The following is a 21,776-nucleotide window of genomic DNA, read 5'->3' as shown; positions in this document are numbered from 1 at the left end:
TAGAACGCAAAACGCCACCTGAATAGGTGGCGTTTTGCGTTAAGCGTCAGGCTCAGGCGTGGGCTTTGCTTTCAGGCAGAAACCAGTTCATCACCAGGGCGCAGATACCGCCAGTGGCGACGCCAGACTCCAGCACGTTACGCAGGGCAGCCGGCATGTGCGCGAGGAACTCCGGCACCTGCGAAACGCCCAGGCCAAGGGCCAGGGACACCGAGATGATCAGCAGGGCGCGGCGGTCCAGCTGTACGCCGGCAATAATGTTGATGCCGGCGGCGGCGACGGCGCCAAACATCACCAACGCTGCGCCACCCAGCACCGGCTCCGGCACGGCTTGAATCACCCCGGCCACGCTGGGGAACAGGCCGAGGATCACCAGCATGGCGGCAATCCACAGGCCTATGTGGCGGCTGGCAATGCCCGTCAGCTGAATCACCCCGTTGTTCTGGGCAAATACCGAACTGGGGAACGTGTTGAACACCCCGGCCAGCAACGAGTTGGCACCGTTGACCAACACGCCGCCCTTGATGCGCTGCATCCACACGGGGCCTTCGACGGGCTCGCGGGAGATCTTACTGGTGGCCGTGACATCGCCAATGGCTTCCAGCGAGGTCACCAGGTAAATCACCAGCATGGGGATGAACAGGCTCCAGGAAAAGCTCAAGCCAAAATGCAGTGGCATGGGCACCTGGAACAGCTCGGCTTCGTGCATGCCGGTGAAGTCCAGACGACCTAGGTAGCCCGCCAGAGCGTAGCCAATGGCCAGGGCAATAACGATGGCGCAGCTGCGCATCCACACCAGCGGAATCCGGTTAAGCACCACGATCACGGCCAGCACCACGCCGGACAGCAGCAGGTTTTCACCATTGGCAAAGGTGCCGTCAGCCATCGCCGAGAAGCCACCGCCCATGCTGATCAGGCCCACTTTGATCAAGGTCAGGCCGATCATCAGCACCACGATGCCGGTGACCAGTGGCGAGATCAGCCGTTTGACGAAGGGCAGGATGCGCGACACGCCCATCTCAACAAAGGAACCGGCAATCACCACCCCGAAGATTGCGGCCATGACCGCCTCCACTGGTGTGCCCTGTTGCACCATCAAGGCGCCGCCCGCAATCAGCGGGCCGACAAAGTTGAAGCTGGTGCCCTGCACGATCAGCAGCCCCGCGCCGAAAGGGCCGAAGCGTTTGCACTGAACGAAGGTGGCGATACCGGAAATCACCAGCGACATGGAGACAATCAGGTTGGTGTCACGCGCCGAAACGCCCAGCGCCTGGCAGATCAACAGGCCCGGCGTGACGATTGGCACGATGATCGCCAGCAGGTGCTGCAAGGCCGCCAGCAGGCTGATCAGGGGCTTGGGCCGGTCTTCCAGGCCGAAGACCAGTTCGTCGGTGCCGGATGGCTTTTCGAGTGCGCTCATGGCGGTGCTCCGGGAAAAAAGAGCGCGATTCTACTCAGCAATGCTTGGCTCGCCCAGCACGGGTTTTCCGCAGGCGGTGGTTGGCGGCGGCAGGCGCGCGCCATAAAAAACCCGGCGCGAGGCCGGGTTCGTAAGGCTGGTGAGCTTAAGGTACCAGTTTGTCCAGCAGTGCCTTGTCGCGCACTGCGCCTTTGTCAGCGCTGGTGGCGAGCAGGGCGTAAGCCTTGAGCGCTGTGGTGACTTTGCGCGGACGCACTTCCACCGGCTTCCAGCCCTTCTTGTCCTGTTCCACGCGGCGTGCGGCCAGTTCTTCATCGCTGACCAGCAGGTTGATCGAGCGCTCGTGGATGTTGATCAGGATCTTGTCGCCTTCGCGCACCAGGCCGATGGCACCGCCGGCGGCGGCTTCCGGCGAAGCGTGGCCGATCGACAGCCCCGAGGTGCCGCCGGAGAAGCGGCCGTCGGTGAGCAGGGCGCAGGCTTTGCCCAGGCCTTTGGATTTCAGGTACGAGGTTGGGTAAAGCATTTCCTGCATGCCCGGGCCGCCTTTCGGGCCTTCGTAGCGGATGATGACGATATCGCCGGCTTGCACTTCGTCGGCGAGGATGCCGCGCACGGCGCTGTCCTGACTTTCGAAGATTTTTGCGTTGCCTTCGAACACGTGGATGGACTCATCCACACCGGCGGTTTTCACCACGCAGCCGTCGACAGCGATGTTGCCGTACAGCACGGCCAGGCCGCCTTCTTGCGAATACGCATGCTCGACGCTGCGGATGCAGCCGTTTTCGCGGTCGTCATCCACCGTGTCCCAACGGGTGCTCTGGCTGAACGCAGTCTGCGTCGGGATACCGGCCGGACCTGCACGGAAGAAGGTATGCACGGCTTCATCGTCGGTCTGGGTGATGTCCCATTTGGCGATGGCTTCGGCCATGGAGGTGCTGTGCACGGTCGGCAGGTCGGTGTGCAGCAGGCCGCCACGGGCCAGCGAACCGAGGATGCTGAAGATGCCGCCGGCGCGGTGCACGTCTTCCATGTGGTACTTCTGGATGTTCGGCGCGACTTTGCACAGCTGCGGGACTTTGCGTGACAGGCGGTCGATATCGCGCAGGTCGAAATCGACTTCGCCTTCCTGCGCGGCGGCCAGCAGGTGCAGGATGGTATTGGTTGAACCACCCATGGCGATATCCAGGGTCATGGCGTTCTCGAACGCCTTGAAGTTGGCGATGTTGCGCGGCAGCACCGAGGCGTCGCCTTCACCGTAGTAGCGTTTGCACAGCTCGACGGCGGTTCGGCCGGCCTGCAGGAACAGCTGCTCGCGGTCGCTGTGGGTGGCCAGGGTCGAACCGTTACCCGGTAGGGCCAGGCCCAAGGCTTCCATCAGGCAGTTCATCGAGTTGGCGGTAAACATGCCGGAGCAGCTGCCGCAGGTGGGGCAGGCGCTGCGCTCATATTCGGCAACTTTTTCGTCGCTGGCCGAATCGTCGGCGGCGATCACCATGGCGTCGACCAGGTCCAGACCGTGACTGGCCAGCTTGGTTTTGCCTGCTTCCATCGGCCCGCCGGAAACGAAGATCACCGGGATATTCAGGCGCAAGGATGCCAGCAGCATGCCGGGGGTGATCTTGTCGCAGTTGGAGATACAGACGATGGCGTCGGCGCAGTGGGCGTTGACCATGTACTCGACGGAGTCGGCGATGATCTCGCGGCTCGGCAGCGAATAGAGCATGCCGTCATGGCCCATGGCGATGCCGTCATCGACTGCGATGGTGTTGAATTCCTTGGCCACGCCGCCGTGTTTCTCGATCTCGCGGGCGACCAGCTGGCCCATGTCCTTCAGGTGCACGTGGCCGGGCACGAACTGGGTGAAGGAGTTGGCGATGGCGATGATCGGCTTCTTGAAGTCTTCGTCCTTCATCCCGGTGGCACGCCACAGGGCGCGAGCGCCGGCCATATTGCGGCCGTGGGTGGAGGTCTTCGAGCGGTAATCAGGCATGGCGATAAATCCTGCAAAGGCTATTCAGGTCACGCGTGCACGAGCACAAGCGCTGTGCGGGCAACGGGCTGTTGCTGCGTATGTTGAGCCGGGTTCAGGCCTAAGGCAAACGCATGTACGCATTTGCCGGGCTGGGGCGCTGCTTGGCGCGGTGTGGGCGCTGGCGTGGCCGGGCTACAAGTCCGCCTGGGATGTGGCAGGAGAGCGGCGATTCTAATCCCCGGCGGCGTGAGGCGAAAGCATGCGCTGCTATTCAGCGTTTCGGCCGCTTATTCAATCAACTCGATGCCGCGCAGGCGCTCGGCGCGGCGGCGCAGCAGTTCGATAGTGATCAGCAGCACTATCGACATCAGAATCAGCAGGGTGGCGATGGCCAGGATGCTTGGGTTGATCTGCTCGCGCAGGCCCGAGAACATCTGCCGGGGGATGGTGCGTTGCTGCGGGCCGGCCATGAAGAGAATCACCACCACTTCATCGAACGAGGTGATAAAGGCGAACAGGGCGCCGGAAATCACCCCGGGGCGGATCAGCGGCATGATGATGTCGAAGAACACCCGCAGCGGCGTCGCCCCCAAATTCAGCGCGGCGCGCGCCAGGCTGTAGTCGAAGCCGGTGAGGGTGGCGGTGACGGTGATGATCACAAACGGCGTGCCGAGTGCGGCATGGGCAATGATGATGCCGAGGTAGTTACCGGCCAGGCCGAGGTCTGAGTAAAAGAAGAACATGCCGGCTGCAGTAATGATCAGCGGCACAATCATCGGCGACAGCAGCAGCGCAGTAATCAGCCGGCGAAAGGGCATGTCGTCACGGGCCAGCCCAACGGCGGCGCACGTGCCCAGCACGGTCGCCAGCAGGGTGGAGAAAACGCCGATCAAAAAGCTGTTCTTGATTGCCAGCAACCACTTGTCATCGTTGAAGATGGCGCTGTACCAGCGCAACGAGTAAGCCTCTGGCTGAAAGGTGAGCATGCCTTCGGTAAAGCTGAAAAACGGCTCGACGTTGAATGATAGCGGGATGATCACCAGGATCGGCACAATCAAAAACAGCAGCACCAGCCAGGAGCTGGTCTTCAAGAGCCAGGCGCCGAGGTGGTGCCAGAAGCTGTAGTAGGCGGGAATCTTGGACATATCAGCTCATCCCAGTTTGATATTGCTGGCGCCGACAAAACGGTCGTACAGCCAGTACAGCAGCAGAATCAGCGCGAGCAGCAGCGAACCCAGCGCGGCGGCCAGTTCCCAGTTGTTCGAGCGTTGCATATGGAAGGCGATGATGTTGCTGATCATCTGCCCATCGGTGCCGCCGACCAGCGCCGGGGTGATGTAGTAACCGACCGAGATGATGAACACCAGCAGCGCGCCGGCGCTTAGGCCCGGCAGCGTCATCGGGAAGTAAATGCGGGCGAATGCTGGAATGGGGCGCGCACCCAGTGACAGCGCGGCGCGCAGGTAGCTGGGGTCGATGCCACGCATCACGCTGTACAGCGGTAAAACCATAAACGGCAGCAGAATATGGGTCATCGCCACCACCGTGGCGAACGAGGTGTAGAGCATCTCGATGGGCTCGCCAATCAGGCCGACGCCGAGCAGGAAGGAGTTGATCACTCCGTTGGTCTGCAGCAGGGCAATCCAGGCGGTGGTGCGCACCAGCAGTGAGGTCCAAAACGGCAGCAGCACCAGCACCAGCAGCAGGTTGGCGCGATTCGACGGCAGGCCGGCCAGGTAGTAGGCCAGCGGGTAGCCGAGCAGGGCGCAAAAGACGGTGATGACCAGCGCCATGCTTAGGGTCTTGCTGTACAGCTGCAGGTAGATTTGCGTGTCTTCGCGCACCTGAATGCCCTGCTCTTGGTGCAGCTCCAGGTCGAGTGCCGTCAGGTAGTAGTCATAGGTGTAGGGTTTGCCCGCGCGCTGGATGGCATACCAGATGTCAGGCCGGCTCCAGTTGCGGTGGGACGTGAGCAGGGTGTCGGCGCCTTGCTGCGCCAATTGCTCATTGTTCAGGCGTGAAATTTTTCGGGCTGTGGCTTTGACCACGCTGGACATACCCGCCGAGGCGCGGTTGAACTCTTCGGCCAGTTTGCCGGATTGACGCTCTTTGGCCAGGCCGTGCAGCTCTTGGGCGAACACGTTGAGGGTCTGTTGATCGGGTGTAGCTTTGCCGTCCCAGCGTTGCAGCTCGCTCAGGGTCAGCGGAATCAGGACGGCCACTGTTGGGTGATGGACGCTGCGCCAGAGCATGCTGGCGATGGGGGCGACGAAGGACAACACAATAAATATCAGCAGCGGCAGCACAAACATAAAAGCGGTCAGACGCTTCTTGCGTTGGCCGCTGGCGGCTTGCTTGGCTTCGGTGCTGGTGAGAGTGGACACGCGTGAACTCCTTTACAACCTGAATGCGGCACCCCGTGCCGTTGTAGCGCGGGGTGCCCGAGGCTTTACTTCAACAGCCACTCGTTGAATTTCTCACCCAGCGACTCGCCGTAGTCCGCCCAGAAGTCCGAACCGGCCTGGATGCCTTTATCCAGGTGCGCAGTCGGCAGGTGCGGTGCGGCGCTCTGGTCAGCCAATGGCATGGACGATTTGCGCGTTGGGCCGTAGGCCACGTCTGGCATGCCAGCCAGCGGCTTGGAGCCTGTGGCGTAAGCGATAAACTCCAGTGCCAGGTCTTTTTTCTTCGAGCCTTTGACGATGGCCCAGGCATCGAGGTCGTAGACGTGGCCGTCCCAGACGATGACGAAGGGTTTCTTCTCCTGGCGAATGGCATCGTAGAAGCGACCGTTGGCCGATTGCACCAACACCGCGCCGCCATCGTTGAGCAGTTGCGGCGCCTGCGACCAGGAGTCGAACCAAACGATATCTTGCTTAATGGTGTCTAGCTTGGCGAAGGCACGGGCCTGGCCTTCGGGGGTGGACAGCACCTCATAGACGTCATCCGGCGCCACGCCGTCTGCCAGCAGGGCCCACTCCATGTTCACTTGGGGGCGTTTACGCAGGGCGCGCTTGCCGGGGATTTTGCTGGTATCGAAGACGTCGGTGATGCTCGCGGCCTTGGTGCCGCCGATGGTTTTCTCGTTGTAGGCGAACACCACTGACCAGACGATATTGCCGACCGCGCACTCACTGGCCAGGGCTTCGGGAATAAAGTCTTTCTCGGCCGGCACGCCGTCCACACCTGCCGGCAGGATGTCGCGCGGGATGCTTTCCAGCAGGCCTTCGGAGCAGGCGCGCTCAAGGTCGATCACCTCGAAGTCGACCACGTCCCACTGGATATTGCCCGACTCGACCTGGGCTTTGATCTCCGCCACGCCGCCGGTGTAGTCCTCGAACAGCACCTTGTTGCCGGTGTCTTTCATAAACGGGTCAATCACGTGTTTCTGCTGGGCTGCGCCATAGGCACCACCCCATGACACCACCGTAAGGGTTTCCTCGGCGCTGGCGGCGAAACTTGCCGTGCCCAGCGCGGCAGCTAAAGCGAAGGTGGAAAAGCGGGTGGTCAGTGTTCTAGCCATTGCTGTGCTCCATTGCTTCTGTTTTTAGTGATCTGATCAGGGGGTTGTGACGGGGCGATCCAGGGCTTGGCTGTCTTGCGGCAGCCAGGCCAGGGCGACTTCATCCTTGGCACTGAGTTGCGGGGCGCTGCTGTCATTCATGTTCTTCACCACCAGCTCGGTGCCGTCAGCGGTTTCGAAGTGGTAACGGATGTATTCGCCGACGTAGTGGCGCGCGACAAAGCGCGCCATCACCTGATTGCCGGTGCTGCCGAGGCGTTCGGTAAAGCTGAGTTTCTCTGGGCGAATCGATACGGTGGTGGGCTGGCCGACGTCTAAACAGTTGGCTTTTTGCGCGCTGACCAAACAGCCATCTTCCAGGCGGACCATCACGGTGTGCTCGCCGACGCTGTCGATCACGCCCTTGAGCTTGTTGCTCTCACCAATAAAGTCAGCCACAAACAGGTTGGCCGGGCGCTCATACAGCACGTGCGGTGGTGCGCACTGTTGGACGATGCCGTTGTTGAACACGGCGATGCGGTCGCTCATGGTCAGGGCTTCGGTCTGGTCATGGGTCACGTAGATCACGGTAAAACCGAGCTGCTCGTGCAGGCGTTTGATCTCGAACTGCATTTGTTCGCGCAGCTTCTTGTCCAGCGCGCCCAGCGGTTCGTCCATCAGCACGATGTCGGGGGCGAAGATCAGCGCACGGGCCAGGGCCACACGCTGGCGCTGGCCGCCGGAGAGTTGGCCGGGGAAGCGATTGCCGAAATCCAGCAGCTCGACCAACGACAGGTACTCATCGACCTTGGCGTTAATCACCTCTTTGGGCTGCTTGCGGATCTTTAGCGGGTAGGCGAGGTTTTCGCGCAGGGTCATGTGCGGGAACAGCGCGTATTGCTGGAACACCATGCCGATATTGCGCTGGTAGGGGGCGATACTGGTGACCGAGCGACCATTGATCAGGATCTCGCCGCTGGTCACATCCTCGAACCCGGCGAGCATCATCAGGCAGGTGGTTTTGCCCGAGCCAGAAGGACCGAGCAGGGTGATAAATTCACCCTTGGCCACATCCAGGTTGAAATCTTTGACCACCAGATTCTTGCGGTCGTAAGTCTTTTTGACGTTGGTGAATTGCAGGAACGGTTTGTCCCCAGCCAGGTCAGCCATACCCCTCCCCAAATGTGCTCTGAACAGACAGCGGCGTGTGGCCGTTATCTGAATAGTTGGATTCGTCGCCGCGCTGTTTTAACAGGGCGAGAACTTGTTTGAATGATCCGATTATGCAGGCAATGTGCCAGCCAGCTGCGGTGTGCTTCGCATGTTGCGCTGCAGGGGTTTGAGCCTAGATCAATGGCGCTGTTACGCCAGAGCAGTGTGGGGAGTGGTAACGCTGCGGGGTATAACGAAGCACCTGCCGAGATGCACTCGGCAGGTGCGCACGTTTAAAGAGCATGGGTATTTCGGTGCATGCGGTGCTGCTTAGCTATTGGGCAGCAGGCGCACGGTCAGGCTCTTGATATAGCGGGTCTCGGCGATGGCCGGGTGTACCGGATGGTCCGGGCCTTGGGCGCCACGTTCGAGCAGCTGGATATTACGGTCGAGGTGACGGGCGCTGGTCAGCAGAATGTTCTGCAGGTCATCTTCCGGCAGGTGCATGGAGCAGCTGGCGCTGATCAGGATGCCGTCTTTGTTGAGCAGGCGCATGGCTTGCTCGTTAAGGCGGCGGTAGGCGCCTTCGCCGTTCTTCAGGTCTTTCTTGCGCTTAATAAAGGCAGGCGGGTCGGCGACGATCACGTCAAAGCGTTCTTCCGAGGCTTTCAGCTGCTTCAATGCTTCGAATACGTCGCCCTCAACGCAGGCTACTTTATCGGTCAGGCCATTCAGCGCCGCGTTACGCTCAACCCCGTCGAGGGCGAAGCCGGACGCATCCACGCACATCACATCGCTGGCGCCGAAGGCTGCAGCTTGAACGCCCCAGCCGCCGATATAGCTGAACAGGTCGAGTACGCGCTTGCCTTTGACGTAAGGCGCCAGGCGCGCACGGTTCATGCGGTGGTCGTAGAACCAGCCGGTTTTCTGCCCTTCGATCACCGGCGCTTCGAACTTCACGCCGTTCTCTTCCAAAGCAACCCACTCCGGCACCACGCCGAACGGTGTTTCCACATAACGCGCCAGGCCTTCAGCATCGCGGGCGGCGGAGTCGTTCTTGAGCAGAATGCCGCTGGGTTTGCACACTTGGATCAAGGCCGCGAGCACGTCATCCTTGTGACGCTCCATGGCGGCGGAGGCCAGCTGCACCACTAGGATGTCGAAGAAGCGGTCTACTACCAGGCCAGGAAGCAGGTCGGAATCGCCGAATACCAGGCGATAGCAAGGCTTGTCGAACAGCCGCTCGCGCAGCGACAGGGCCACGTTGATGCGATGCACCAGCAGGGACTTATCCAGCACGTGTTTAACGTCACGCGACAGTAGGCGTGCGCAAATCAGGTTGTTTGGGCTCATCGCCACGATGCCCAGCGCTTTACCGCCGGCGGCTTCGAGGACGGCTTGATCGCCGGCCGCAAAGCCGCTTAACGGGGTGGCAGCGACATCGATTTCGTTGCTGTAGACCCACAGGTGACCGGCGCGCAGGCGTCGATCGGCGTTGGCTTTCAGGCGCAGGCTGGGCAGGGACATGCTGGGGACTCCGAAAAAAGAGCGGAATTATAGCGGGTATTAGGGGCCGTTGACGTCTCAACCGTCGCGATGAAGCACCAACAGACCACGCGGCGCGGTGGTTACAAAACTCGTCTGTGGAAGTACTGGGGGTTTAGCTAAACTGTGTCACACCTCTCGTTTTGGTCACCCCCGTCATGCATCAAGAACTCTCCGCCGAATATATCCAGCAAGTGCTGCAAGGCATTAGCGTGCCGCCGCAGCCGCAAATCATGGTGGATTTGCAGATGGAGCAAGTGATGCCTAATCCAGACCTGCGCGCCATCGCCAAGCTTATTGGGCAGGACCCTGGCCTGTCGGGTGCGCTGCTGAAGCTGGTGAATTCGCCGTTCTTCGGTTTGGCCAACCGCATCGCCTCCATCCAGCAGGCGGTCAACCTGCTGGGCTGCAACACGGTGATCAACCTGATCAACGCGCAGTCGATTCGCGGCGAACTGACCGATGAGGCCATCGTTACCCTCAATCGCTTCTGGGACACTGCCCAGGATGTGGCGATGACCTGCCTGAGCCTGGCCAAGCGTATCGGCTATCACTCGCCGGATGAGGCCTATACGCTGGGCCTGTTCCATAATTGCGGCATCCCGCTGATGCTCAAGCGCTTCCCCAATTACATGACGGTGCTGGAGGAAGCCTACGCCAGCGCCACGGATGAGCGCCGTGTGGTGGACACTGAGAACCGCGTGCTGAATACCAACCATGCGGTGGTTGGTTACTTCACGGCCAAGTCGTGGAACTTGCCGCTGCACCTGTGTGAGGCGATAGCCAGCCACCACAACGCGTTGGCGATCTTCACCGAGGACGCCAGCCGCGATGCGCAGCTGAAAACCCTGTTGGCAATTCTGAAAATGGCCGAGCACATCTGCGCCAGTCATCGGGTGCTGGGTAATCAGCCGGACGATTACGAATGGCAGAGCATCGAGCAGCTGGTGTTGGAGTATGTCGGTCTGTCTGAATATGACTTCGAGAACCTGCGCGAGAGCATCCGCGACCTGGGTGCGAGTTAGCCGCCCGCGAGCCTGCCTCGTCGCACCCAAGGCGTTACTGATAAGGTGAGCGCCCGTTTGGATTGCTCAACTGATGACTCGTTATGCCAGAACTTCCTGAAGTAGAAACCACTCGCCGCGGCATTGCGCCCTTCCTTGAAGGCCAGCGCGTTAGCCGAGTGATCGTGCGCGAACGCCGGCTGCGCTGGCCGATCCCCGAGGACCTGGATATTCAGCTCTCCGGGCAGCGTATCGAGTGCGTCGAGCGGCGCGCCAAGTACCTGTTGATCAAGGCCGAAACCGGCAGCGTGATCAGCCATTTGGGTATGTCTGGTAGCCTGCGATTGGTCGACGTGGGCCTGCCTGCCGCCAAACATGAACATGTGGATATCGAACTGGAGTCGGGCTTAGCGCTGCGCTACACCGACCCGCGGCGTTTCGGCGCGCTGCTGTGGAGCCGTGATCCGTTGAGTCATGTGCTGCTAAGCAAGCTCGGGCCGGAGCCGTTGACCGAGCTGTTTGATGGCGACCGATTGTTCCAGCTGTCCCGTGGCCGGGTCATGGCGGTGAAGCCATTCATCATGGATAACGCTGTGGTGGTTGGGGTGGGCAATATCTATGCAACCGAAGCACTGTTTGCGGCGGGCATCGACCCGCGCCGTGAGGCCGGCTCCGTATCGCGGGCGCGCTACTTGACTCTGGCGGACGAAATCAAACGCATCCTCGCTGCTGCTATCGAACGTGGCGGCACCACGTTACGCGACTTTGTTGGTGGCGATGGTCAGCCGGGCTATTTCCAGCAGGAGTTGTTTGCCTACGGCCGTGGTGGTGAGTTCTGCAAGCACTGCGGCAGCACCCTGCGCGAAATCAAACTGGGTCAGCGCGCGAGCGTTTATTGCCCGCGCTGCCAGCGCTAAGGATTTTTTGCCAGGCTAGATTTGCCCGTCATACGCTAATGACTGAGCCGTTTACACAATAATAAGAAAGACCGAGGTAGTGATGTCCGGTAACTATCTGCCCCGCAACGTTGTGGCTGAGTGGGTCGGCCGCGTGGCGCTGAAACTGATGGGCTGGCGTATTGAGGGCGAACTGCCGAAGCTCGACAAATTCGTAGTGATCGGTGCGCACCACACGTCGAATTGGGATTTCGTGATTTTTATCGCAGCGAAGTTTGTTCTGCGCCTGAACGCACGCTGGTTCGGCAAGCACACCCTTTTTCGCTGGCCTTTTGGTCCGCTGATGCGCCTGTGGGGTGGTATTCCCATTCAGCGGGAGCGCCAGGGTAATACCGTGAACCAGGCGGTACAGGCCTTTGGCGAGCATGGGCAATTTATGCTGGTTCTCTCGCCTGAAGGTACGCGCAAGAAGGTTGAACGCTGGAAGATGGGCTTCTACCACATCGCCTTGGGGGCGGGCGTGCCGATCGTTCTGGGGGCTCTGGATTACCAGAACCGGCGTGTAGTGATCGGCCCAGCGTTTATGCCGACCGGGAACGAAGCCGCCGACCTCAAGGAGATTCTGGCGTTTTACCGGTCCTTTACTCCGAAAAAACCAGAATACGCCTTCTATGGGGATTGACGGCCGTCACGCTGACAATTACCAATGCACTGTTATAGTTAGATCCACTGCCTCCTAATAGCTGAAGGACCGCCCCATGAAACTGTTCCGCTCAACCGCTGCTGCTCTGGCGCTGACCACTGGTTTGCTGGCGTTGCCGGCTCATGCTGAAGTGGTGCAGCAGAACACCAGCGGCGACCCTCTCTATACGGCCAACGCGCCCAAAGCATTTTCGATGATTGGTGACCTGCTGATTGCACGGCCATTGCTGATCGGAGCAACGGCGATTGGCGCTGTGGCCTTCGTTGTGAGTCTGCCGTTCACTGCGGCAAGTGGCAGTATCGGTGAAGCCGGCCATGCGCTGGTTGTTGAGCCTGGGAAAGAAGCGTTTGTGCGCTGCTTGGGCTGCACCACCAGCGGTTATCAGCACAACTAGCGGTTGCTGATGTCTGAGCCCGGTCGTGATGCTCTGCAGCGCTGGCGGCCCTTGGTTTGGGCGATTGTCTTTGCACTTCTGGCGCTGAGCTTCTGGTTCAGTGACGGGTGGCTTGCCCTATGCGCCGGCCTGGCGATGTTTCTGTTCGGTATGCAGTGCCTGGAAGAGGGGCTGCGCCAACTGGCGGGTGGCAAGCTCGAACGGTTGCTCGCCCTGAGCACTGCTACTCCCTTCAAAAGCTTTATGTTTGGTGTCACAGCCACCATGCTGGTGCAGTCCAGCTCCTTGGTGTCCTTGCTGACCATCGCTTTTATCAGTACGGGTCTGATTCAGCTGGCGGCGGGTATTGCCATCCTGTTTGGCGCCAACCTGGGCACCACCAGCGGTATTTGGCTGTTGGCCTTAGCCGGACAGAATGTCAGTTTGGGGCCTCTGGCCATGCCGCTGCTGGTGTTCGGTGTGCTGAGCAGTTTTACTGGGCCTCGTGGCCAGGCTGTCAGTCGGGTGGTCATGGGGGTGGCCTTCCTGTTTCTCGGCATCGATCAGATGAAGGACGGCTTCGCTGCTGTAGCCGGGGATTTCGACCCGCTGCAGTACCAGTTACCCGGCTTCGCCGGTGCATTGCTGTTTACCGGCATTGGCTTGTTGATCACGGTATTGCTGCAGTCCAGTCACGCCACCCTGATGCTGACTTTGACCGCCTTGGGTGGTGGCCAACTTGGGCTGGAACAGGGGTTAGCGATTGCCATCGGCTCCAACCTAGGCAGCACCGTAACGGCGGTGATCGGTGCTCTAGGAGGCGCCCGTCCAGGTCAGCGTCTGGCCCTGGCGCATGTGTTGTTCAACCTGACCACGGGTATGATTGCCCTGATCCTGCTGGTGCCGCTGGCCGGCTTGGTCCAAAGCATCACGGCCCCTCTGGGGCTTGGTAACAACGCCCTGATCCAATTGGCCATGTTTCACACCCTGTTCAATGCGATGGGGGTGGTGTTGTTTTGGCCCTGGCAGGGCTGGTTGGCTGAACGCTTGCAGCACTGGCTACCAGACCCAGTGGAGCCTACGGTGTTAATCACCGAATTGGTGCAGCCCGTTGGTCAGCCCGCCAACCCATCTGATGATGACTTAGGCCGCCTCCAAGAGTCGGGCAGCCATGCCCGCTATTTGGACGAAAACGCGCTTGCCACGGCTGACACTGCGGCCAGTGCGGTGGTGCAAGAGTTGCAGCATTTAGGGCGTTTGAGTCTGGAGGTGATTTGCCACGCCCTCTATCTACCGGTTGATCAGCTGAGTTGTGAGCGCCCGGATGACAAGTTACTCAGCGCTCGTCCCGAATCCAATGCATTGGATGCTGAGCAGCTGTACCAGCGTCATATCAAAGGCGTATACGGCGATTTGCTGGGCTTTATGGGGCGTTTGGAGGTGAACTTGGACGATAACCACCAGCAGTTTTGGGTCAACTGTCAGTTGGCTGCATTGCAACTGGTGGATGCGGTCAAGGATGCCAAGCACCTGCAGAAAAACCTCGGGCGTTATCTGCGTGGCGAGGAGGATGTGGCGCGCCAGGCCTACGTGGAATTGCGCAGGCATTTGCTCGGCATCCTTCATGAGGTACGCGAGTTGGGGCTTGTCGAGCTGCCTGAGCAAGCCTGGAGCGAGCGCCTAGATTTGCTTGATCAGCAGGCGGCGCGCTTCGATGCGCGCTTCCGTCAGCGTTTGTTCGCCCAGGTGCGTGAGCGTCAGCTCAATGGTCTGCAGGCCAGTTCGTTGATGAATGACTTAGGGTATGCCAGCCGTATTACCCAAAGCCTACGCAATGTGCTGTTGCTGGGGCAGGGCGATGGCAACGAGTTGCTGCGTCCGTTGCGCAAGATGCTGACCGAAGATGGCCCGTTGATTAAGTTGCCTGCATAGTTTCAGGCTCAATGTGGGCTGGGGCGCATCACTGCACTCGTGCCGACACCACGCGGGTCGCTTGCCGCTTCAACTTTTCCGCCTTGCTTGTCCCAGAGCAGCACCTGTTGGTTACCGTATTGCCTGCCTGTGGATTTCAATTGATGCCCAAGCGCTTCTAGCGCTGAGATTTCTGTCGGGCTAAATGTATCCGGTTCATGCTCGATAAGGTCCGGGCGGAACTGATGGTGATAGCGGGCGACGCTGGGCCAGCGTTCGATGGGTTGTTGATCCAAGTACTGCAGCATCGCCAGCAGCACCATGCTAGGAATCCGGCTGCCGCCCGGCGTGCCGAAGCTGGCGAAGGCGTCGCGGCTTTCGATAAAGCTGGGGCTCATGCTTGATAGCGGCCGTTTGCCAGCCGCGATGCTGTTGGCCTGACTGCCGCTTAAGCCGTAGGTATTGGCCCCTTGCACATCGGCGGCAAAGTCATCCATCTCGTTATTAAGCAGGACCCCGGTGCCGGGTACGGTGAAGGCGGCGCCGAACGGCAGGTTTACTGACAGTGTCGCGGCCACCGCATTGCCCTCAGTGTCGAGTACCGAGAAGTGGGTGGTGTGATCGCCTTCTTGCCAGGGCTTGCTCGGCGCCAAGCTATCGCTTGGCGTGGCACGTTGCGGGTCGATACTGCTGGCCAGCTGTTTCAGGTAAGCAGGGGCCAGTAGTTGCTGCGTCGGGTTTTGAACAAAGTCCGGATCGCCCAGCAAGCCGCGATCCCGGTAGGCGCGGCGCAGGGCTTCCACCACCAGGTGAGTGCGCTGCACGCTGTCAGCCTGTTGCCAGGGCAGCTGTTGCAGCATCAGCAAGCTTTGTCCCAAGGCGATACCGCCGGCTGACGGCGCTGGTGCGCTGATCAGCTCGCGGCCTTGATCCAGCACTACACGCAGCGGCTGGCGTTCAACGATGCGGTAGGCCGCCAGATCATTGAGCATCCAGATGCCGCCGGCATCACGCACCGCTTTGACCATCTGCGCGGCCACCGTTCCGCCGTAAAAACCCTCAAGCCCCTTTGTGCCGAGCAGCTCCAGGGTGCGGGCCAGTTCCGGCTGGCGCAGCAGGCCAAATTCTGCGGGTACTTCGCCTTTATCGAGGAAAATTCGTGCGGTTTCGCCATCCTCACGCATGGCCTCAAGACGCCAGTTCACACGCTCGCGGTAAACCCGATCAATACTCACACCGCTGCGGGCCAGGCGAATGGCTGGCGCCAGCGAATCGCGTAGTGGTAGGCGGCCGAAGCGTTCGGCCAGTTGCACCAGCGCCGCCGGCAAGCCAGGAATCGCGGCTGCTAGAGCGCCGTTGAGGGACAGTTGCTTTTGTACTTCGCCATCGATCTTGTAGAGATCAGCATGAGCCGCCAAGGGTGCGCGCTCGCGGGCATCGAGGAAGCGATAAGTTGGCTGCTCACCGGCTTCGCGCAGCAGAAAAAAGCCGCCGCCGCCCAGCCCGGACCCGTAGGGTTCGACCACCGCAAGGGCGGCGCTAATGGCCACAGCCGCATCGAAGGCATTGCCGCCCAGCGCCAGGGTTTCCTGAGCGGCCACGGTGGCGGCTGGGTGCGCGGTGGCAATGGCAATATGCTCAGGCGCTGTGGCCGCCTGCAGCTCAAGGGCGCAAAGGACGGCCAGCGCACCGAGCAGCGTACGCCAGTGGCTAAGGCCGCGCAGGAGGCGGCCGGTGTTCATGCTTTACCGGTAATGATCAGGTACTTCTGCATCAGTTCGTCTTTGCTCTCGACGTTGTTTTCATCGAGCGGGATGCAGTCGACGGGGCAGACTTGTTGGCACTGCGGCTCGTCGTAATGGCCGACGCACTCGGTGCACAAGTTAGGATCGATTTCATAGATTTCCTCGCCCTGGGAAATCGCAGCATTGGGGCATTCGGGCTCGCAGACGTCGCAGTTGATGCAATCGTCGGTGATGATCAGGGACATGACGGAACCACTCCTGCTGCAGCTCGGGGCTGCAGCCTAGATGTGTGCGGGAAGACTGTGGCGCAAATTGTGCCGCATCGAGGCCGCGCATGCACGCGGGCGAGTGGCTTAGTGCTTGAAGCGTTCAGTCAGCGCGGCGGCCACGGCCGGGTGCACAAAATTAGAGATATCACCGCCCAGTGCTGCGATCTCGCGCACCAGGGTTGAGGAGATGAACGAGTACTTTTCCGACGGGGTGAGAAACAGGCTTTCCACGTCCGGAGCCAGCTGACGGTTCATGTTGGCCAGTTGGAACTCGTATTCAAAGTCCGATACCGCGCGCAGGCCACGCAGAAATACATTGGCACCTTGTTCCTTGGCGAAGTGCGCGAGCAAGGTGGAAAACCCCACTACTTCGACGTTGGGCAGATGCTTGGTGACTTCCCGGGCCAATTCAACGCGCTGTTCCAAGCTGAACAACGGGTTCTTTTTCGGGCTGGCCGCTACCGCAATAATCACGCTGTCGAACAGCCGTGCGGCGCGCTCGACCAGGTCGCCATGCCCCTTGGTGATGGGGTCGAAGGTGCCTGGGTATAACACTCGATTCATCGTGACGTCCTGGCGGGCTCGTTGGGGAGTCGGATGGTAGCGCAGCAGCTGCGCCCGGCCAAGTCGGCAGCGGCATTCACGGGTCGTGGCTGCCCTGTGAATGCCTTGCCATCAAGCGCTTTTTAGGCGTTCGGCGAGTGTGCTCGCCAGTTGTGCGGTGAGCGCATAGACCGACAGCTGCGGGTTGGCGCCGATACTGGTGGGGAACAGCGAGCCATCATGGATCGACAGGTTACTTAGTTGATGATGACGGCCCAGGCTGTCGGTGACCGCCTGCTGTGGATCTTCGCCCATGGCGCAACCACCCATGACGTGGGCGCTGCCCAGGCGGGTGCGGTACAGCTCAAGGCTAAGGCTGTCGATCAGGCTTTTCGCCTCGCCCAGCGTTTTTACGTAATCCGCGTCGGTGTGTAGCGGCAGCACGGCTTTGGCCCCTGCGGCGAATTGGACTTCTGCCATGGTATGGAAGGCGCGGCGGATGCCATCCCAGGTGTAGGCGGTCATTGGGTAGTCGAGCACCGGGCTGCCATCGCCGCGCAGTTCGACTCTGCCTTCAGCGCTTTCCGGGTGAAAACCGTCGCGCATCAGCGCCAGCATTACGTTGGTGTTGGGCAGCTGTTCCATGCGCATGGCGTTATCGATGCCGAAGCGGCCGAGCATCGTGGCGGTAATGGCGGGTTGTAGCGGCGGTACTTCGAGCTTGTAGGACAGGCGCCCCGTGGGGCCGTCATCCCACTGGAAATGGTCGGAGTAAATCGATTGCGGCGCCCCGTAAAACGGATTGATCACCTGCTCGAACAGCGCCGCAGAGAAATTCACCAAGTGCAGGTAGGTGCGCTTGCCGGTGCGTGCGTAAGGGTCCGGTGCATTTGAGCGCAGCAGCAAGCCAGGTGTGTTGATGCCGCCGCCGGACAGCACGTAATGCTTGGCCTTGACCGTGATTGTGCGGCCGTTGGGGGCGACGCTACGCTCGTCCATGCCGAGGCATTCAATCCCCGTGACCCGGTCGCCCTCGATTAGCAGGCGTTCGGCGCGGGCTAGGTAGAGCAGTTCGCCGCCTTTATCCAAGGTTGCGGGAATGGTGGTGACCAGCATCGACTGCTTGGCGTTGGTCGGGCAGCCCATGCCGCAGTAGCCGAGGTTCCAGCAGCCGCGCACGTTGCGCGGAATCGTCTGCCACGCGTAGCCAAGCTTGTCGCAGCCGCTGCTGATCACCGCATTGTTGGCATTCGGTGGCACGCTCCAGGGCGCAATACCAAGGCGCTGTTCCATACGCTCAAACCAGGGCGCCATTTCCTCGGGGCTGTGGCCTTTTACGCCGTGCTCCTTGGCCCAGTGCTCCAGGGTGGGCGCGGGCGTGCGAAAGCTTGAGGTCCAGTTGATCAGCGTGGTACCGCCGACCGCGCGGCCTTGCATGATGGTGATTGCGCCATCCTTGCTCATGCGGCCGATGCCTTCTTGGTAAAGGCTGGCGTAGGCCTTGTCTTCGAGCATCTTGAAATCGTCGCTGGTCTTTAGCGGACCTTCCTCGATCAACAGCACTTTGAAGCCGGCCGCGCTGAGGATTTCCGCAGTGGTGCCGCCCCCCGCGCCGCTGCCGACGATGGCCACGTCGGCTTCCAGGGTCAGATCGCTGTCCAGGCGTGAACCGTTATAGGTCTTCCAGCCACGGGCCAGGCCTTCTTTGAAGCTGTCGGGTACAGGCATTTCAGGTGCCCTCAGGCGAATTCTTATTAGTGGTGACGCAGGGTCAGACGGTAGGCGGGCCGGGGTAGCCGCAATGCGCCCAGGATTCCTCGCGGCTATACCAGCTCATCATCACCAGCTGCAGCAGCGAGGCGTGGCCCATTTTCAGCAGCGCCAGTGAGCTGTTCTGCCAGCGCTCGAGAAACGCCTGCACGTCGGCGGGGGATGCATTTTCCCAGCTGCCCCAAATGCCGGTCAGCGGGCCGCGGGTGATCGGCATGGCCAGCACGTCGAACAGTTGTACGGTCAGCTTGAGCAATTCGGGTGATAGGTGATTAAGGCTGTAATCGAGGTTCTCGATTGTGGCGTTAATGGCCTGCGGCATCTGCGCAGGGGCAACCGCACCGGCAAGCATGACGGGAATCAGTGCCTGCAAAAAGGGCAGGTCGGATTCGCGAATCACCGCAAAGCCGGCTTTCGGGGTGCTGGCCGAGCAGCCGCTGAGGGTCGCGGTCAGTCCTGCCGTGCCAAGCAGTGCGGTACCCAGCAGGCCAACTTTGAGCAGGCGGCGGCGTGACAGGTTTGGCGATTCAAGCGTGGTGGTAGGCATTTATTGTTATCACCGAATCAGACCATTTGGGGGTTAGCGAACGAACAGCTTGTACACCAGCTTCTGCAGGGCTTTGCCGTAAGGCGGATAGATCAGTTTGGCGGCGTTGAAACGCTGCTTGATAAACACGCCCTTGGCCTTGCTGAAGGTCAGAAAGCCTTCATGGCCGTGGTAATGCCCCATGCCGGACGGGCCGATGCCGCCAAACGGCATGTCGTCTTGGGCCACGTGCAGTAGGGTGTCGTTGATACATACGCCGCCGGAGTGGGTCTCGTGCAGCACGCGCTGTTGCTCGCTCTTGTCGTAGCCGAAGTAGTACAGCGCCAACGGCCGGTCGCGCTCATTGATAAAGGCAAAGGCATCTTCCAGCTTGTCGTAGGGGATGATCGGCAGCAGCGGGCCGAAAATCTCGTCCTGCATCACCTTCATCTCATCCGTCACGTTCAGCAGCACGGCCTGCGGCATGCGCCGGCCCTGAGCTTCGGGGTACAGCGGGATGATGGACGCGCCCTTGCTTTCGGCGTCCTGCAGGTAACCATTGAGGCGCTGCTGCTGACGCTCGTTGATGATCGCGGTGTAATCCGGGTTGTCCGCAAGTGTTGGGTAGAAGCTGTGCACCGCATTGCGGTAAGCCTCGACAAAACCCTGCACGCGGTCTTTCGGTACCAGCACGTAATCCGGGGCGACGCAGGTCTGGCCGGCGTTCATGGTCTTACCGAAAGCGATGCGCTCTGCGGCGTCACTCAACGGCACGGATGCCGAGACGATGGCCGGCGATTTACCGCCCAGCTCTAGGGTGACCGGGGTCAGGTTCTCGGCCGCGGCGCGCATTACCTGTTTGCCGATGCTGGTGGCGCCGGTAAACAGCAGGTGGTCGAACGGCAGCTTGGAGAAGGCCATGCCGACTTCCGCCTCGCCCAGCACCACGGTTACCAGGTCCTCGGGGAAGACTTTGGCGAGCAGATCCTTGACCAGCTGCGAAGTGGCCGGTGTCGACTCACTCATCTTGATCATCACCCGGTTGCCGGCCGCCAGGGCGCCAACCAGCGGGCCGATGGCGAGAAACAGCGGGTAGTTCCACGGCACGATCACCCCAACCACGCCCAGCGGCTGGTAGATGACCTTGGCGGCGGCCGGCATAAATTGCATGCCCACACTGCGTCGCGAAGGCTTCATCCACTTCTTGATGCGCTTGGTCGCGTAGTGAATGCCATGCAGGCTGGGCATCAGCTCGGCAAGCAGGGTTTCGTCGGCGCTGCGGTTGCTGAAATCCTGGGAGATGGCGCTGATCAGCGCGTCACGCTGGTTGCTGAGCAAATCGCGCAGCACGTTGAGCCACTGCATGCGTTGCTCGGCCGAAGGCATGGGGTTGGCCTTGAACGCCTGGCGCTGCCGGGCAAAGCTGCTCTCCAACTGGCTGAGCTGCTGTTGGCTGCGTTGCAGGCTTTGTTCTAGGTAGGCGACGTCGGCGACCATGCTGTAACTCCTCGGCATTCCGGCAATGCAGTGCTTCAGCTGAGCTGAGGCTGCTGCAAAATAGGTATGCTGAGTTTTTAGAGTAATTGCTCTAACCTGTCAAATAGCACGGCCCTGCCAGTCGATGGATGCAGCCCCGCGAAAAGTTAATGCATATTTCCGCAGCTTTTTCCGGTAGCACGTCTGACGTTTCTGCCTGTACCTTTGCCGGGCTTTGAGTCGAGAGCGAGCCGTTATGCCAGCCCCACTGAAAACCCGCGAACGCATCATTCAGGAGAGCCTGGCGCTGTTTAACGCCCAGGGCGAGCGCAGCGTCACCACCAACCATATCGCCGCGCACCTGGGGATTTCGCCGGGCAACCTGTACTACCACTTCCGTAACAAGCAGGCGATCATCGCCGAGCTGTTTACCCTCTACGAAAGCCAGGTGGACACCTTCCTGCGCCGTCCCGCAGGCCGCGCGCTGACCGTGCAGGACAAGACCTTCTACCTGGAAGCGCTGCTCGCGGCCATGTGGCATTACCGCTTTCTGCACCGCGACCTGGAGCACCTGCTCGACAGCGACGCCGAGCTGGCTGAGCGCTACACGCTGTTCTCGCAGCGCTGTCTGCAACGTGCGCAGGGCATTTATCAGGGCTTTGTCGAGGCCGGCATTCTGCTGATGAATGCGGCACAGATCGAGGCGCTGACCCTCAACAGTTGGATCATCATGACCTCCTGGGTGCGCTTTCTCTGCACCACCCGCGGCAACCCCGGCGACCTCAGCCAAGAGATGCTACGCCGTGGTATCTACCAGGTGCTGGCGCTGGAAGGCGGCTATATCGCCCCGCAAGCGCGCGAGGCGGTGGAGGCGCTGTACGCCAAGCTGCATGTGCCACTTGAGCGAGTTGTGCGTTGATTGATTACGGGAAGAGCGCGGGCTGGCTGTTGTTGGTTAGTAATCAG

19 protein-coding genes are annotated in these 21,776 nt (G+C 60.6%); 6 read left to right on the top strand and 13 right to left on the bottom strand.

What is annotated here, in order from left to right; genetic code table 11:
* Positions 1–52: 52 nt before the first annotated feature.
* The 7 genes from AC0J6G_RS15120 to AC0J6G_RS15090 form a co-directional block, all read right to left on the bottom strand.
* Positions 53–1,420: a nucleobase:cation symporter-2 family protein gene (locus AC0J6G_RS15120; protein ID WP_475249051.1), complete on the bottom strand. Its 1,368-nt coding sequence runs from the start codon at positions 1,418–1,420 to the stop codon at positions 53–55.
* Between the two features lie 145 nt (positions 1,421–1,565).
* The gene (ilvD, locus tag AC0J6G_RS15115) at positions 1,566–3,413 is read right to left on the bottom strand and encodes a dihydroxy-acid dehydratase (RefSeq protein WP_475249049.1); all 1,848 of its coding nucleotides are present in this window, start codon (positions 3,411–3,413) and stop codon (positions 1,566–1,568) included.
* 269 nt (positions 3,414–3,682) lie between these two features.
* Complete coding sequence (locus AC0J6G_RS15110) at positions 3,683–4,540, bottom strand: ABC transporter permease (protein ID WP_475249048.1); 858 nt, start codon at positions 4,538–4,540, stop codon at positions 3,683–3,685.
* Positions 4,541–4,546: 6 nt separating this feature from the next.
* Positions 4,547–5,779 (bottom strand): ABC transporter permease, encoded by a 1,233-nt coding sequence (locus AC0J6G_RS15105; protein WP_475249046.1) that lies wholly within the window; start codon positions 5,777–5,779, stop codon positions 4,547–4,549.
* 65 nt (positions 5,780–5,844) lie between these two features.
* Complete coding sequence (locus AC0J6G_RS15100; RefSeq protein ID WP_475249044.1) at positions 5,845–6,918, bottom strand: ABC transporter substrate-binding protein; 1,074 nt, start codon at positions 6,916–6,918, stop codon at positions 5,845–5,847.
* Positions 6,919–6,954: 36 nt separating this feature from the next.
* Complete coding sequence (locus tag AC0J6G_RS15095; protein WP_475249042.1) at positions 6,955–8,067, bottom strand: ABC transporter ATP-binding protein; 1,113 nt, start codon at positions 8,065–8,067, stop codon at positions 6,955–6,957.
* A 312-nt stretch (positions 8,068–8,379) separates the two neighbouring features.
* A complete protein-coding gene (locus tag AC0J6G_RS15090; protein WP_475249040.1) occupies positions 8,380–9,576 on the bottom strand; it encodes a class I SAM-dependent rRNA methyltransferase in 1,197 nt (398 codons plus the stop codon).
* A gap of 230 nt (positions 9,577–9,806) precedes the next feature.
* Between AC0J6G_RS15090 and AC0J6G_RS15085 the strand changes: the two genes are divergently transcribed.
* From AC0J6G_RS15085 to AC0J6G_RS15065, 5 genes are all read left to right on the top strand, one after another.
* A complete protein-coding gene (locus AC0J6G_RS15085; RefSeq protein ID WP_475253774.1) occupies positions 9,807–10,619 on the top strand; it encodes an HDOD domain-containing protein in 813 nt (270 codons plus the stop codon).
* A gap of 83 nt (positions 10,620–10,702) precedes the next feature.
* Positions 10,703–11,515, top strand: coding sequence for a bifunctional DNA-formamidopyrimidine glycosylase/DNA-(apurinic or apyrimidinic site) lyase (gene mutM / locus AC0J6G_RS15080; protein ID WP_475249038.1), 813 nt, complete (start codon positions 10,703–10,705; stop codon positions 11,513–11,515).
* An 82-nt stretch (positions 11,516–11,597) separates the two neighbouring features.
* Positions 11,598–12,176, top strand: a complete 579-nt coding sequence (locus AC0J6G_RS15075) for a lysophospholipid acyltransferase family protein (protein ID WP_475249036.1) — start codon at positions 11,598–11,600, stop codon at positions 12,174–12,176.
* Positions 12,177–12,252: 76 nt separating this feature from the next.
* The gene (locus tag AC0J6G_RS15070; RefSeq protein WP_475249035.1) at positions 12,253–12,591 is read left to right on the top strand and encodes a multidrug transporter; all 339 of its coding nucleotides are present in this window, start codon (positions 12,253–12,255) and stop codon (positions 12,589–12,591) included.
* A gap of 9 nt (positions 12,592–12,600) precedes the next feature.
* A complete protein-coding gene (locus AC0J6G_RS15065) occupies positions 12,601–14,502 on the top strand; it encodes a Na/Pi cotransporter family protein (RefSeq protein ID WP_475249033.1) in 1,902 nt (633 codons plus the stop codon).
* Between the two features lie 8 nt (positions 14,503–14,510).
* Here the strand turns inward: AC0J6G_RS15065 and ggt are convergent, their stop codons facing one another.
* From ggt to AC0J6G_RS15035, 6 genes are all read right to left on the bottom strand, one after another.
* Positions 14,511–16,223: a gamma-glutamyltransferase gene (gene ggt, locus AC0J6G_RS15060; protein ID WP_475249031.1), complete on the bottom strand. Its 1,713-nt coding sequence runs from the start codon at positions 16,221–16,223 to the stop codon at positions 14,511–14,513.
* Positions 16,220–16,471, bottom strand: a complete 252-nt coding sequence (locus AC0J6G_RS15055; RefSeq protein ID WP_090250215.1) for a YfhL family 4Fe-4S dicluster ferredoxin — start codon at positions 16,469–16,471, stop codon at positions 16,220–16,222. Before AC0J6G_RS15055 ends, ggt begins: the two co-directional genes overlap by 4 nt.
* A 108-nt stretch (positions 16,472–16,579) precedes the next feature.
* The gene (gene coaD / locus AC0J6G_RS15050) at positions 16,580–17,059 is read right to left on the bottom strand and encodes a pantetheine-phosphate adenylyltransferase (RefSeq protein WP_475249029.1); all 480 of its coding nucleotides are present in this window, start codon (positions 17,057–17,059) and stop codon (positions 16,580–16,582) included.
* A 111-nt stretch (positions 17,060–17,170) separates the two neighbouring features.
* Complete coding sequence (locus tag AC0J6G_RS15045) at positions 17,171–18,766, bottom strand: GMC family oxidoreductase (RefSeq protein WP_475249028.1); 1,596 nt, start codon at positions 18,764–18,766, stop codon at positions 17,171–17,173.
* A gap of 43 nt (positions 18,767–18,809) precedes the next feature.
* Positions 18,810–19,355: a twin-arginine translocation pathway signal protein gene (locus AC0J6G_RS15040; RefSeq protein WP_475249026.1), complete on the bottom strand. Its 546-nt coding sequence runs from the start codon at positions 19,353–19,355 to the stop codon at positions 18,810–18,812.
* A gap of 33 nt (positions 19,356–19,388) precedes the next feature.
* Positions 19,389–20,831: a coniferyl aldehyde dehydrogenase gene (locus tag AC0J6G_RS15035; protein WP_475249024.1), complete on the bottom strand. Its 1,443-nt coding sequence runs from the start codon at positions 20,829–20,831 to the stop codon at positions 19,389–19,391.
* A 235-nt stretch (positions 20,832–21,066) separates the two neighbouring features.
* Between AC0J6G_RS15035 and AC0J6G_RS15030 the strand changes: the two genes are divergently transcribed.
* The gene (locus AC0J6G_RS15030) at positions 21,067–21,729 is read left to right on the top strand and encodes a TetR/AcrR family transcriptional regulator (protein ID WP_475249022.1); all 663 of its coding nucleotides are present in this window, start codon (positions 21,067–21,069) and stop codon (positions 21,727–21,729) included.
* Positions 21,730–21,776: the final 47 nt, after the last annotated feature.

The sequence above is a fragment of the Pseudomonas sp. TS_SC_3 genome (assembly GCF_056156225.1).
This window is presented reverse-complemented; position numbering and strand designations above follow the sequence as displayed.

Excerpts from the sequence above, each read along its gene's own strand:
- AC0J6G_RS15120 (WP_475249051.1), bottom strand. The coding sequence starts at position 1,420 with ATGAGCGCACTCGAAAAGCCATCCGGCACCGACGAACTGGTCTTCGGC.
- ilvD (WP_475249049.1), bottom strand. The coding sequence starts at position 3,413 with ATGCCTGATTACCGCTCGAAGACCTCCACCCACGGCCGCAATATGGCC.
- AC0J6G_RS15110 (WP_475249048.1), bottom strand. The coding sequence starts at position 4,540 with ATGTCCAAGATTCCCGCCTACTACAGCTTCTGGCACCACCTCGGCGCC.
- AC0J6G_RS15100 (WP_475249044.1), bottom strand. The coding sequence starts at position 6,918 with ATGGCTAGAACACTGACCACCCGCTTTTCCACCTTCGCTTTAGCTGCC.
- AC0J6G_RS15095 (WP_475249042.1), bottom strand. The coding sequence starts at position 8,067 with ATGGCTGACCTGGCTGGGGACAAACCGTTCCTGCAATTCACCAACGTC.
- AC0J6G_RS15090 (WP_475249040.1), bottom strand. The coding sequence starts at position 9,576 with ATGTCCCTGCCCAGCCTGCGCCTGAAAGCCAACGCCGATCGACGCCTG.
- mutM (WP_475249038.1), top strand. The coding sequence starts at position 10,703 with ATGCCAGAACTTCCTGAAGTAGAAACCACTCGCCGCGGCATTGCGCCC.
- AC0J6G_RS15075 (WP_475249036.1), top strand. The coding sequence starts at position 11,598 with ATGTCCGGTAACTATCTGCCCCGCAACGTTGTGGCTGAGTGGGTCGGC.
- AC0J6G_RS15070 (WP_475249035.1), top strand. The coding sequence starts at position 12,253 with ATGAAACTGTTCCGCTCAACCGCTGCTGCTCTGGCGCTGACCACTGGT.
- AC0J6G_RS15065 (WP_475249033.1), top strand. The coding sequence starts at position 12,601 with ATGTCTGAGCCCGGTCGTGATGCTCTGCAGCGCTGGCGGCCCTTGGTT.
- ggt (WP_475249031.1), bottom strand. The coding sequence starts at position 16,223 with ATGAACACCGGCCGCCTCCTGCGCGGCCTTAGCCACTGGCGTACGCTG.
- AC0J6G_RS15055 (WP_090250215.1), bottom strand. The coding sequence starts at position 16,471 with ATGTCCCTGATCATCACCGACGATTGCATCAACTGCGACGTCTGCGAG.
- coaD (WP_475249029.1), bottom strand. The coding sequence starts at position 17,059 with ATGAATCGAGTGTTATACCCAGGCACCTTCGACCCCATCACCAAGGGG.
- AC0J6G_RS15045 (WP_475249028.1), bottom strand. The coding sequence starts at position 18,766 with ATGCCTGTACCCGACAGCTTCAAAGAAGGCCTGGCCCGTGGCTGGAAG.
- AC0J6G_RS15040 (WP_475249026.1), bottom strand. The coding sequence starts at position 19,355 with ATGCCTACCACCACGCTTGAATCGCCAAACCTGTCACGCCGCCGCCTG.
- AC0J6G_RS15035 (WP_475249024.1), bottom strand. The coding sequence starts at position 20,831 with ATGGTCGCCGACGTCGCCTACCTAGAACAAAGCCTGCAACGCAGCCAA.
- AC0J6G_RS15030 (WP_475249022.1), top strand. The coding sequence starts at position 21,067 with ATGCCAGCCCCACTGAAAACCCGCGAACGCATCATTCAGGAGAGCCTG.